This is a genomic window from Anaerobacillus sp. ABR4_321 (genome assembly GCF_056158505.1).
In genome coordinates, this window is record NZ_JBSWTK010000001.1 from 1,918,156 (window position 1) to 1,930,590 (window position 12,435).

Annotated in this window: 15 protein-coding genes and 1 other annotated feature; all 15 genes read left to right on the forward strand. The window is 42.0% G+C overall.

Annotated elements, in window-relative coordinates:
* The first annotated feature begins 11 nt into the window (after positions 1-11).
* The 15 genes from pilM to rplU all read left to right on the forward strand — a co-directional run bounded on the left by pilM (position 12) and on the right by rplU (position 12,429).
* Positions 12-1,019, forward strand: coding sequence for a type IV pilus biogenesis protein PilM (gene pilM, locus ACXADT_RS09810; protein ID WP_474834458.1), 1,008 nt, complete (start codon positions 12-14; stop codon positions 1,017-1,019).
* A complete protein-coding gene (locus ACXADT_RS09815) occupies positions 1,003-1,587 on the forward strand; it encodes a hypothetical protein (RefSeq protein WP_270179455.1) in 585 nt (194 codons plus the stop codon). The genes pilM and ACXADT_RS09815 overlap by 17 nt, the downstream gene beginning before the upstream one ends.
* Entirely contained in the window at positions 1,580-2,332 is a 753-nt protein-coding gene (locus ACXADT_RS09820; RefSeq protein ID WP_474834461.1) for a hypothetical protein, read from the forward strand. The genes ACXADT_RS09815 and ACXADT_RS09820 overlap by 8 nt, the downstream gene beginning before the upstream one ends.
* 121 nt (positions 2,333-2,453) lie before the next feature.
* Positions 2,454-3,452: a hypothetical protein gene (locus ACXADT_RS09825; RefSeq protein WP_474834463.1), complete on the forward strand. Its 999-nt coding sequence runs from the start codon at positions 2,454-2,456 to the stop codon at positions 3,450-3,452.
* 229 nt (positions 3,453-3,681) lie between these two features.
* Positions 3,682-4,272: a Maf family protein gene (locus ACXADT_RS09830; protein ID WP_474834465.1), complete on the forward strand. Its 591-nt coding sequence runs from the start codon at positions 3,682-3,684 to the stop codon at positions 4,270-4,272.
* Between the two features lie 22 nt (positions 4,273-4,294).
* Positions 4,295-4,984, forward strand: coding sequence for a RadC family protein (radC, locus tag ACXADT_RS09835; protein ID WP_270179451.1), 690 nt, complete (start codon positions 4,295-4,297; stop codon positions 4,982-4,984).
* 101 nt (positions 4,985-5,085) lie between these two features.
* Positions 5,086-6,126 (forward strand): rod shape-determining protein, encoded by a 1,041-nt coding sequence (locus ACXADT_RS09840; RefSeq protein WP_270179450.1) that lies wholly within the window; start codon positions 5,086-5,088, stop codon positions 6,124-6,126.
* Between the two features lie 19 nt (positions 6,127-6,145).
* Positions 6,146-7,024: a rod shape-determining protein MreC gene (gene mreC, locus ACXADT_RS09845; protein ID WP_474834467.1), complete on the forward strand. Its 879-nt coding sequence runs from the start codon at positions 6,146-6,148 to the stop codon at positions 7,022-7,024.
* On the forward strand, positions 7,021-7,542 hold the full coding sequence (gene mreD, locus ACXADT_RS09850; protein WP_474834469.1) for a rod shape-determining protein MreD: 522 nt from the start codon (positions 7,021-7,023) through the stop codon (positions 7,540-7,542). Before mreC ends, mreD begins: the two co-directional genes overlap by 4 nt.
* 65 nt (positions 7,543-7,607) lie before the next feature.
* Complete coding sequence (gene minC / locus ACXADT_RS09855) at positions 7,608-8,282, forward strand: septum site-determining protein MinC (protein WP_474814750.1); 675 nt, start codon at positions 7,608-7,610, stop codon at positions 8,280-8,282.
* Positions 8,283-8,301: 19 nt separating this feature from the next.
* A complete protein-coding gene (gene minD / locus ACXADT_RS09860; RefSeq protein WP_270179447.1) occupies positions 8,302-9,102 on the forward strand; it encodes a septum site-determining protein MinD in 801 nt (266 codons plus the stop codon).
* Between the two features lie 113 nt (positions 9,103-9,215).
* On the forward strand, positions 9,216-9,950 hold the full coding sequence (locus tag ACXADT_RS09865; RefSeq protein ID WP_270179446.1) for a M23 family metallopeptidase: 735 nt from the start codon (positions 9,216-9,218) through the stop codon (positions 9,948-9,950).
* The gene (locus ACXADT_RS09870; RefSeq protein ID WP_474810933.1) at positions 9,950-10,777 is read left to right on the forward strand and encodes a M50 family metallopeptidase; all 828 of its coding nucleotides are present in this window, start codon (positions 9,950-9,952) and stop codon (positions 10,775-10,777) included. Before ACXADT_RS09865 ends, ACXADT_RS09870 begins: the two co-directional genes overlap by 1 nt.
* 33 nt (positions 10,778-10,810) lie before the next feature.
* Positions 10,811-11,959, forward strand: a complete 1,149-nt coding sequence (locus tag ACXADT_RS09875; RefSeq protein WP_474834472.1) for a ribonuclease E/G — start codon at positions 10,811-10,813, stop codon at positions 11,957-11,959.
* Positions 11,960-12,032: 73 nt separating this feature from the next.
* Positions 12,033-12,108, forward strand: a sequence feature (ribosomal protein L21 leader region).
* Between the two features lie 12 nt (positions 12,109-12,120).
* A complete protein-coding gene (gene rplU, locus ACXADT_RS09880; RefSeq protein ID WP_224878599.1) occupies positions 12,121-12,429 on the forward strand; it encodes a 50S ribosomal protein L21 in 309 nt (102 codons plus the stop codon).
* The last annotated feature ends 6 nt before the right edge of the window (positions 12,430-12,435 follow it).

Consider the following 12,435-nt stretch of genomic DNA (forward strand, 5'->3'; position numbering starts at 1 on the left):
GGGAAAGATAAATGAACTTTTTGGGATTGAAGCCTCAAACAAAACAAATTAGCCTTGCCCTGTATGATCACGTAATCCGTATGGTTGAGGTCAATAAAGGTGACATGTCACTTCGTACATATCATGAACGGTTCTTACCTGAAGACATTATTAAAAACGGGAAGATCATCGAAAGAGATACGCTAAAAGATATCCTCATAGAATGTGTGGAAGAGTGGGGGATAAAAAAGAAAAAAGTACAGTTCCTCGTTCCTGATACCTATATGGTGCTTCGAAATGAAAAGATTCCGCTTACGGTCTCAGATGATGAAATAAAGGGACACCTTTATTTAGAAATGGGTTCGAGTATCAAACTTCCATTTAGCGAAGCGGTTTTTGATTATGAGCTCGTACGAACAACAGATGAACATAAAGAGATTTTATTGTTTGCCGCTCCAGAGAGTATCGTAACTGACATATCAACTCTATTAGAATCAATATCCCTACGTCCAGAGGCTGCAGATGTGACGGCTTTATCTTTATATCGACTCTATTATCACCATGGACTCATCGATCAGTATGAACCTACCCTCGTTATCCATGCAGGTATTCAGGCGATGAATGTTAGCGTTTTCTATAATCATCAACCTGCATTCATCCGACAAATCTTAATGGATACTCCATACTCGATGTGGGAGGTTCATTCGACTTCAAGAAGATCTGAAAGTTTAAAATGGTCTGGAGAACGAGATGACTTACAGGAAAAAATAGAAGAAAGCATTGCAGAGATCGAGCGGGTCATCAACTTCTACTACTATTCGATGAATCGGAGCGGAAAAACGATACAATCGGTTTTCTTATCAGGCGATTTTCCTGAAATCGATCTTCTTAACTTACGGTTAGAAGAAACGTTAGCGATTCCAGTTAAGGGCGAAACGAAAAGTGAAATCAAAGATGAAGATGGACTCGTGTTGCCGTTGAAATATTATACCGCGATGGGTCTTGCTTTGAAGGGGTGCAGTGATGCTGATCGAGATTAATTTACTCCCTAAGAAAACAAGACGATCTTTTTCTTTCATTTATATTCCTATATCTGTTGCAATGGTGTTACTAATTACCTTTATTATTTTTTTAGTCAACGCGAATCAACTTAACAATGAGCAAGCTGAGCTGGAACAAAAGCTTGAACGTTCGAACGAGCTATTATCTGTCATGCAAGGGAACGATTCTGAAATCGTTAGCTCTGCGGATACGTTACAACAGTATGTTACTTGGCTAGATTCGATTGAGTTTTCTACGGTGAAACTCTTAGATGATCTAGTAGCTAGACTTCCTGAACGTGGATTTTTCATGGAATATGCTTTTGATGGTGATGAAACGGTGACAGTGACCGTTCAATTCGATCAGATGAAGGAAGTTTCTCAATACCTAAATGCTTTGAACGAATCTGTGAATGTTACGTCAGCTAGTGTTCTTACCGTGCAAACGGCTCAGCTAACCGAAGAAACGGAAGAAGACAGCAGAATTTTACCGAGGTACGTAACGGATTATGAAATCGTTATTAACAAAGAAAACCTAAGAGCAGAAGAGGAGGAGACCGATGGATAATCGCACACGTAATCTCTTAACATTAGTCGGTCTACTGATCCTTGTCCTCGGTGTAACAATGTTTTACTTCTATAGTGTTGCCCCTAAAAAGCAGGAAGTGAATAGGTTGGAAAGGCAGGTTGAACAGAACGAGGAACTTATAGAACTTCTTCAGGCGAAAGAAGAACAAAAGGTCGATGCGTTCGACACGACGCTATTACAGCGTAAAGTTCCCGTTAAACCGTTGGTCGATCAATTTATTCTTGACTTGAATCGCGCTGAGCTCGTATCGAAAAGCAGCATCCATCAATTGGACTTCGTTGATGATGTACTGAACACTGAAGAATTTTCGGAGGAAGATGAAGAAGAAGCTGCTGAAGAAAGCACAGAAGAAAATGATATTCCAGAGGAACCAGCTGTAGCTCTTCCAGAAGGTATTCAAGCGGTTGACGTAAGTATGGAGATGACTTCTGACAACTACCCTTCTTTAAGAAAGTTTCTTCTCTCGATCGAAGAATTGCCTCGTATGGCTCTTATTAGCGGATTAACGTTTTCTGGAAGATCTGAGTCAGTCCTTCCTGCAGCAGATGAAGAGAACTTAGATGTTGCCTATATCGCGAATGTCGCAACTTTTTACATCCCTACATTAACGGATCTTGCTGAACAAACTCCGTCCATCGATTATCCAGAGCCTTCCGATAAAGATAATCCATTGTATGAAACGGTTGAAGAGGAAGAAGATGAGCAAGAATCCGCTTCAGAATAAAAGTAAGCTGCCGAACTGGTGGCTCTTTTTTATGCTTTGAAACAAATCTAGTAAGTCCTGTTCTAGCAAATCTCCCTATTTCATAGACTATAGTACAAGCCGCTAATGAGGGGGTAACGATATGAAAGATGGTAGAACCATTTCGATTCGTTTTGATGGTGAGAACAAGGATTGCAATCCTGAACTGCATAAAGAAGAAAGCGCAGCTGCTGAGGAAAAGGAATTTGAGTGGATTCTTCCTGAGCGAAGAGATTCGAAGAAGGTGGTCGACTTAAAGAAGCTTCAGCTTCAAAAGAAGAAACCTAGCGGGAAAAAACAAAAGCATATGCTGCCACTACGAAGGAAAAAGAAGAAGCAAAGAATAGTCTCAAAACCAATGGTCATACACAAGAATGTCATGATTTCAGTTGCCTCAGCAGTATTTTTAGGTGTGATGTTCGGGTTCATCTTATTGATGGTGTTCTCAGGAAATGAGAATGCTGCACCGGTAAGTGGGAGTACGACAGAGGTTCCTCCCAAAGCGACAAATGTAAATACAGAAGAGCTGTCACTAAATCTTAAAGTTGTTCAGTCAGGCGTTTACAGTACAGAAGAATCTGCGCTAGAATTCCAGCAGAGACTTAAGGATAATGGGTTTCCGGCAGCAATTATTAATAGTGATAACTATTATTTACTGATCGGCGTATCTCAAACGACGGAAGGTCAGAACGCTCTCGCTGGTTATTTTGAGAATAAAGGGGAAGACGTTTACGCAAAAGAATGGAACATCAATGCGGAAGCCGTAAATGTAACAGAGGAAGGTGCTTCTCATTTAAAAGAAGGAAAAGAATTTATTGAACAGTTGGTGGCGATGGATCTAAATGGGTTAACTGATGAAGAGTTAACGGATGAGATGATAAAGAACGCAGAAGGCAGGTTAACCAAATGGAGTGAGAAGACCCCAGACATAGACGGGTGGACAAAAGGAGGAGGAGAGGAGCTAGTCACCTCATTGAACGGTGCTCTTAATGAGATGAAAGCGTACACCTCTAATGAAACGATCTCATCTCTTTGGTTAGCCCAACAGCATTTACTAGATGCACTTGTGTCTTATCAGGAATTGGTTGATAGCCTTAAATAAGCACGTGTTTGCGGAGTAAAGGATTTAAATGTAGGATAAAGGGGTAGCTAGTCATATAAAGTTAACGATATTGGAAATAAAATGCTTTCTTATGCACATACAATGACGGAAACACACGAAAATTGTAAAGGAACGTCAAATTTTAAATTGTGGAAAGAAAAGGGATTTGATAAGCTGTTATCAAGCCCTTTTCCCACTTGTGAATCATTTACAAAAAAGGGTGGTATATATGAAGCACCTCGTTTTAGCCTCAGGCTCTCCTCGAAGAAAAGAACTTCTTGAGCAAATGAACCTCACTTTTGATATAATCGTAAGTCGTTTTGAAGAGCACATCTCACTTTCTGTTACACCGGCTGAACTCGTAGAACAACTTGCTTATGGTAAAGCGAGTGAAGTGTTTAACAGAACCCAGGATGCAGTGGTATTAGGATCTGATACAGTCGTCACGCTAGATGGTGACGTGTTGGTAAAGCCGGATAACCGCGAGCATGCGAGGCAGATGCTTACGGCTCTTTCAGGCCGTACACACACGGTTTATTCAGGTGTGTCAATCTTATCAGAAGGTCAGCAGTCCAGCTTTTCTGTTGCCACTGACGTTACATTCTGGGAATTAACTGATAGTGAAATCTCTCAGTATCTTGATACAGACGAGCCTTACGATAAAGCGGGAGCTTATGGGATTCAGGGCTTCGGTGCCGCCTTTGTTAAATGCATTCAAGGAGACTACTATAGCGTGGTTGGGCTTCCTATTTCTAGAACGCTGCGTGAACTCGCGGCTTTTGGAATTGTTCCAGAGATTCAGCATAAGTCAGACAGATAGATGAATCCAGGGAGGAAGCGTGTTGTTAAAAACACCACTATTAATTCGTGACTACCCAGAAGACGAACGCCCGAGAGAGCGTCTGATCAAGGGTGGTTCAGAGGTATTATCAAATCAGGAACTCCTTGCTATTGTTCTTAGAACAGGAACGAAGCAGGAGTCCGTCCTTGAATTATCTCATCGCATCATTCAACATTTCGAGGGGTTGCGCCTTTTGAAGGATGCGAGCATTGAGGAATTGACTTCTTTAAACGGTGTAGGACCAGCAAAAGCAGTTCAACTTATGGCTGCAATCGAACTTGGAAGGCGTGTAAGTCGTCTACAGCAAGAGGAACGCTACACAGTGCGCTCACCTGAAGATGGTGCGAACTACGTGATGGAAGATATGCGATTCTTATCACAGGAGCATTTTGTTTGCCTTTATTTAAATACGAAGAACCAAGTTTTACATAGAAAAACAGTCTTCGTTGGCAGCTTGAATGCTTCAATCGTTCATCCTAGGGAAGTGTTTAGAGAAGCGTTTCGTCGATCAGCTGCATCGCTCATCTGTTTTCACAATCATCCGAGCGGTGATCCGACACCTAGTCGTGAAGATATCGAAGTCACGAAAAGGCTAGCTGAATGTGGAAAGATGATCGGCATCGATGTGCTCGATCATATTATTATTGGGGATCAAAAGTTTATTAGTTTAAAAGAAAAAGGGTATGTGTAAAACATCTCATTATGACACGTTTTCCCACTACCGTTTTCAATACTGATGCAGTATAATCATATTTATGAGTTTTGCTTGAACTGAAGGGAGATTTAACATAAATGTTTGGTGGATTTTCAAGAGATATGGGTATAGATTTAGGTACAGCGAATACGCTGGCTTATGTGAAAGGCAAGGGAGTAGTTGTACGTGAGCCGTCTGTAGTAGCGCTTCGTACGGATACAGGTTCAATCGAAGCTGTCGGTAATGATGCAAAGAATATGATCGGACGTACGCCTGGAAATATCGTAGCCCTAAGACCAATGAAGGATGGCGTTATCGCAGATTTCGAAACAACAGCGACGATGCTTAAATATTTTATTAAACAAGCTCAGAAGAATCGTTCTGTGTTTGCACGTAAACCGAATGTGATGGTATGCGTACCTTCTGGAATCACTGCGGTTGAAAAACGTGCAGTTGAAGATGCGACTCGTCAAGCGGGAGCACGCGAGCCATACACAATCGAAGAACCATTCGCAGCCGCGATCGGTGCTGATCTTCCTGTGTGGGAACCTACAGGAAGCATGGTCGTAGATATTGGTGGAGGAACAACAGAAGTTGCGATTATTTCTCTTGGTGGAATCGTTACGAGCGAATCGATCCGCATCGCTGGAGATGAGATGGACGAGTCCATCATTCAATACATCAAAAAGACGTATAACCTTATGATCGGTGAGAGAACTGCAGAGCAATTGAAACTTGAAATCGGATCTGCTGGTTCAACAGAGGGAATCGAAGCGATGGATATCCGCGGACGTGACCTTGTGACAGGTTTACCTAAAACGATCAGCGTTTCAGCAGAAGAGGTGTCTGGAGCACTTAACGATACGGTCAACAGCATCATCGAAGCTGTAAAAGTAACCCTTGAAAAAACGCCGCCAGAGCTTGCAGCTGACATTATGGATCGTGGCATCGTTCTAACAGGTGGAGGCGCATTGCTTCGAAACCTTGATCAGGTGATCAGTGATGAAACGAAGATGCCAGTCATCGTAGCTGAAAACCCACTAGAGTGTGTAGCGATTGGAACGGGTCGTGCACTTGAAAATATTCATCTGTTCAAATCAAGAGCTGGGATTACTTCCCGATCATCAAAACAGAAGTAGTTAGAAGGTGTTGTAAGGCATGCCGCAATTTTTTTCGAATAAAAGACTAATTGTTCTACTTGTCAGTATTATCGTTCTTGTGGCACTTATCGGTACCTCAATGAAAGAAAGAGATGCTTTGACGATTCCAGAACAATTCTTCAAAGATTCAGTTGGTTGGCTTCAATCCGTCTTCTATAAACCCGCTAATTCAGTAGCGGGTTTATTTGAGAGTGTTGGAGAAATGAAAGATATGTATGAAGAAAACAAACTCTTGAAATCTAGATTGAATGAATTTGTTGCACTTTCTGAAGAGCTGAAAGAAGTAAAGCAGGAAAATGCTGAGCTCAAAAATGAGTTGAATATCGATCCCTCAACAGGGATATCTAACTATCAGACATTTCATGCGAACATGATCGCGCGTTCACCAGATCGGTGGAATGATTTATTGACGATCGATAAGGGTAAACAAGATGGTGTAGAAGCGAATATGGCTGTTACGACACCAAAGGGCTTGATCGGCAAGATCAAAAACGTTCAGCCGTTTTCTTCCACTGTTCAGCTTGTAAGTGATGTCGACCGAACAAACCGAATCGCTGCGATGACGCAGGAAGATAACAATGTATTTGGTACGATCGAAGGGTATGACTCCGAAAGAGACATGTTGATCTTTGCTAAGATTCCGGTCGATACAAAAGTGAAAAAGGGCCAAACGGTGATCACTGCAGGAAATGGTGGGATCTTCCCAAGAGGAATCGTGATCGGTGAGATCATGGATGTAGAAACGGATAACGTAGGAACAACTCAGACTGCTTACGTTAAACCTGCAGCTGATTTGTACGATATCAACAACGTGATGGTCATCGACAGAGGAGCACAAACGGTTACACCTTCATCTGAAGAAGGTGATGAAGAATGAAGCAGCTTCTTCTATCTGGAACGCTCTTCGTTCTTTTCCTCATCGAGGGAACCGTATTTCAAGTCTTTGCACCAGAGCAGTATGATTTAGAGTTTCAGCTGATACCGAGATTTGTAGCAGTTGTTGTGCTTTTGGTAGGTATGTATTTATCTCCTATGTTCGGAGTAATCTTTGGGGTGATCTTCGGGTTACTACATGATTTGATTTACACTGATCTTGTCGGTGTGTATATGTTTGGAATCGCAGTCAGTGCATACATAATTGGATATCTTGCGAAGGTGTTCCATTTAAATTGGTTTATTTCGCTTGTACTTGTTTTACTTGGCTTTACTATGTTGGAGTTCTATGTTTATGAGCTGTTTTCGTTGATTAACATTACGAACCTTTCATTTAACTCTTTCATCCATGACCGTTATTTGCCCTCTTTGATCTTGAATGGTATTTTTATGCTCATTGTTTACTTTCCTGTGAAGCGTTTGCTGGAAGAATTGTCGGAAAGCCGTAGACAAGAAAATTAGGCCGAAAAGAGGATTTTCCTCTAGCTACGTTGAAATATTCTATGTTGAGGTGAATGAAATTGGCTATGGCACAAAAACAATCACAGCATTATGTCACGATAAAAGGTACGAAAGATGGCTTGAATTTAATATTGGATGATTCTTGCGCCTTTCGTGATGTCATAAATGATCTTGATGACAAACTTTCCGCTCGTCATATACAACAAACGGAAGGACATACGATTACTGTTACCATCAAAGTAGGAAATCGATACTTGACGGCTGAACAGGAAGAAACGCTACGAGATCTTATTCAATCCAAACAAAATCTTGAAGTTGATCGAATCGATTCCAATGTTATTTCTCGTGATGAGGCGGAAGAAGAAAGGAAGCGGACGACTGTTAAGTCCGTCGCAAGAACTGTACGTTCGGGTCAAATTTTAGAAGTAGAAGGAGATTTACTTTTAATAGGAGATGTTAATCCGGGCGGTACTGTGATGGCTGGGGGGAATATCTTCGTGATGGGAACACTTCGAGGAATCGCTCATGCTGGAGCATACGGTAATACGGATGCAGTTATCACGGCGTCTTTATTAAAACCTTCCCAACTACGAATAGCAGATTTAATTAGCAGACCACCTGATCAATCAGGCATTACAGATGCAGAAGCAGAATGCGCATACATTAAAGAGGGTACTGAAATAAGCGTAGATCGCGTTCAAATACTAACTAAAATTAGACCGAATTTGACAAGGTTGTAGACAGAAAGGGGAATGTTGTGTGGGAGACGCTATAGTAATCACTTCCGGAAAAGGCGGCGTGGGGAAAACCACGACTACAGCAAACATCGGAACAGCTCTTGCACTAATGGGCAAAAAGGTATGTCTAGTTGATACGGATATCGGCCTTCGAAATTTAGATGTAGTGATGGGGCTTGAAAATAGAATTATCTATGATCTCGTCGACGTCGCTGAGGGCAGATGCCGACTTCACCAAGCTTTGATCAAAGACAAGCGTTTTGAAGCGCTGTATATGCTGCCTGCCGCTCAGACGAAGGATAAGTCGGCTGTGCAGCCGAAGGAAATGAAGAAGATCATCGAAGAGTTGAAGCAAGATTACGATTACGTTCTTATCGATTGTCCTGCGGGAATCGAACAAGGATTTCAAAATGCGATTGCTGGAGCAGATAAGTCTGTTGTAGTAACAACACCTGAAACATCTGCGGTTCGCGATGCTGACCGTATTATCGGACTTCTTGAAAAAGAGGAAGGCATCGAGGCACCAAAGCTTGTTGTTAACCGCATTCGAAACCATATGATGCAGAGTGGTGAGATGCTCGATGTGGATGAGATCGTTTCGATCCTCGCAATCGATCTTTTAGGAATTGTCGGTGATGATGATACCGTTATCCGTGCCTCCAACAAAGGTGAGCCCATCGCACTCGACCCAAGTTCGAAAGCTTCTATCGCATATCGTAATATCGCTCGAAGAATTCTTGGTGAATCTGTGCCCCTTCTTTCTCTTCAAGAAGAGAAAGGTGTGCTTACAAAAGTAAAGAAATTCTTCGGAATGCGTTCATAAGAAACCGGCCATCGTGCCGGTTTTTTTGTTGGTGTCTCTGTATAAATCCAATGACATAACCCCTCCGGACAAGTCATAGACTGAATACTACGGCTAGGAGGGAGGGGTGAGCGATGGGAAGGGATATAAATGAGGTCAGAAAGCGACTAAATGCAAGGAAGAAACATCGTCATCCGGTGAGGTCGACATCGCATAGCGAAAGAAAAGGGGAGCAACCGCATTTCCATCAAACAGAGGTGACCTTTCATCCGTTATTTAATAAGCAGGCGTTTCTCATACGAGCTATGATTGCTGCTTGTTTGTTTTTAGGTGCAGGCATATTATTTAAATCCGAAAGTGAAAAGCTTCTACCAGTTAAGGGATATGTAACGAATATGATGGAGACTGAATTTCAGTTTGCAATGGTGAGAGATTGGTATGAAGGGAAGTTCGGTAATCCTGTTGCTTTGATCCCAGACGGGAAGGATACGACGACGGCGGGCGAAACACCTGTTTTTGCATTACCTGCAAATGGGAAGGTTCTTGAAGATTTCCAGTCCACTGGTAAAGGCATCATGGTAGAAACGGTCTTAAGTACAGAAGTAGAAGCCATCAATGCGGGTGTGATCACCTATGCTGGTGAAAAAGAAGGAATCGGCAATACGGTTGTCATCCAACATGCTGACGGAAGTGAATCTTGGTATGGCATGTTAGAGTCAGTCGATGTCTCATTATATGATTTTGTGAAAACAAAAGATAAATTAGGAAATGTGACGAACTCGGAAGATGGTAAAACAGGTACGTTCTATTTTGCAATAAAACAGAACGAGGCTTTCGTTGACCCTCTTCAAGTTGTCCCAATCGAATAATGCTTCGAAAGCTGACTATTCATCCGTTGTTTTGGGTCACAATAGGATTAGCGATCATAACGGGCAGATTCAGGGAGGTCATTTTACTCTTTAGCATCGTATTCATACACGAAATGGGTCATGCAGTGACTGCGAATTATTTTCGTTGGCGAATAAACAAGATTGTCCTCCTCCCGTTCGGTGGTGTAGCTGTTGTAGATGAGCACGGTAATCGACCCATCTATGAAGAGTTTCTCGTGATCCTTGCAGGACCATTGCAGCATGTATGGATGATTGGTGCAGGATTTCTCATCTTTGAGGCTGGAATGATCACCGAATCTCTGTTCGACCTTTTTTTGTTTCACAATATGATCGTTTTATTATTTAACTTGCTGCCTATATGGCCACTGGACGGTGGAAAATTATTGTTTTTACTTTACACGATCCTCTATCCGTTTAAGGTTGCTCATCGATCGATGATCTACTCATCTGCACTGTTTTTACTCGTTCTTATCCTTATTACAAGTCTCTGGTTTCCTGAACAGCTGAGTTTGTGGATCGTGATGAGCTTTTTAGTCGCTGCACATATAAAAGAGTGGAAGCACCACCCTTATATTTATTTCCGGTTTTTACTCGATCGGTATACTAGGGTGTATGAGGGAAAAGAAGCAACGCTTTCTGTGATGCCGAATATGAGATTGAGTGAAGTTCTCTCGAAGCTATACAGAGGGAGACGGTACACGATCACAATAAAAGAACTCGATGTGTGTGCAGATGAAAAAATGCTGCTAGAAGCCTATTTCCAAAAAAATCAGCTAAGATGTGCAGTCGGTACACTTTTCAGATAAACTAAAGAAAACGATCAAAGGGTGTAAAAAGGAATGCAGTTACTTGTTCTTGAGAAAGACGATTCGAGAGTAGTCGCTATTCAAAAGGAAGGCGACTTCATCGACCTATGGATTGAGAAGCATAATCGTTTCAAACCATCGCAGGGCGATATTATTCTTGGTGTCGTCAATAATGTGGTAAAGGGAAAGAACGCAGCTTTTGTTTCGCTTGGAGGAGGAAAGCCAGGCTTATTGAACGGAAGTGAAACGATAAAAGCGCAGAGGAACAAGACAGTCGGCGAGACACCTCCGGCTGTTTCTGATTTTTTAGAAGTCGGACAGGCTCTTTTAGTTCAAGTAAAGCATGAAGGGTATGATCGGAAAGGTCCTCTCGTCACCGAGCTCATTCATTTAGCGAGTGATACATTGGTTTATATGCCTTATGCAGGCTACTCTGCTGTGGCAAAGTCTATCAAAGATAGAGATGAATTGTTATCGATCGCAACAGACCATTGCGTTGGTGAGGAAGGCGTCATCTTCCGTACGAAAGCAAAAGAGTTGAGTGCTGATCAATTGGTCGAAGAGCTTACATATAAAAGGAATGAATGGAAAACAATTTTAGAGAAAGCATCTAGTAGGAATCCGCCAGCAAGAATTGTGAAATCGAATGACAGACTTGAAAAGCTGTACCCGCTCGATCGGATAGATCAAGTGGTGACAAATTCCTCAAACGCTGCTGATGAGTTCAAACAACTTGGGTTCAATCCAAGTCTTATTGAGGTTGATGAAAGTCACACTAACATAAGACTACTGAAGGAAAAGGTAGCTGAACTTTCACGATCAACCGTGAAGGTAGGAAAAGCGTTCGTTCATATCGAGTCGACTAGCGCCCTTACTGCAATCGACATCGACAGCGGGGGAGCGGCTTTTCAATCTATTGAAGAAACGCATAAAAGTGTAAACGAAGCTGCTATCCTTAAGATCTTGGAACAAATTAGATTAAGGAATATCTCTGGTACGATCCTGATCGATCCGCTCCCCATGGTAGAAAGTGACAAGAATGAGCTGTTACAACTTCTAAAAGAAGCCGCCAAAACGGACTCGAGAATGGTGGTAGGAGGCTTTACGAAATTTGGTTTGATCGAGCTTCAGAGAAAGAAGGATGGTTTGCCGTTTCATAAGCTTTTGTTAGAGCTTGATTAACTCGAAATAATCGCATTGACACGGTATTTTCAGCTATGGTATGATTTAGTGGTTAGTTCGTTTGGAAGCACCCAAAGAGCTACAACCGCTCAAAATCAGGTTTCTAAGCTAGTGTTCTAGCACCTGTAATGGCGAGTCTGAGTATTAGAGGAGGTGCACGTATGTACGCAATTATTGAAACTGGTGGTAAACAAATCAAAGTTACTGAAGGTCAGGAAGTTTACATCGAGCTTCTTAACACAGAAGCAGGTGAAACTGTTACTTTTGACCGTGTGCTAATGGTAGGTGGAGATGACGTTAAAGTTGGTTCTCCTATCGTAGAAGGCGCTACTGTAACTGGTAAAGTTGACAAGCATGGTAAAGGTAAGAAAATCACGGTTTATAAATATAAGCCAAAGAAAAATTACCGTCGTAAGCAAGGCCATCGTCAGCCTTACACAAAAGTAGTCATTGACAAAATCAACGCATAAGGGTTA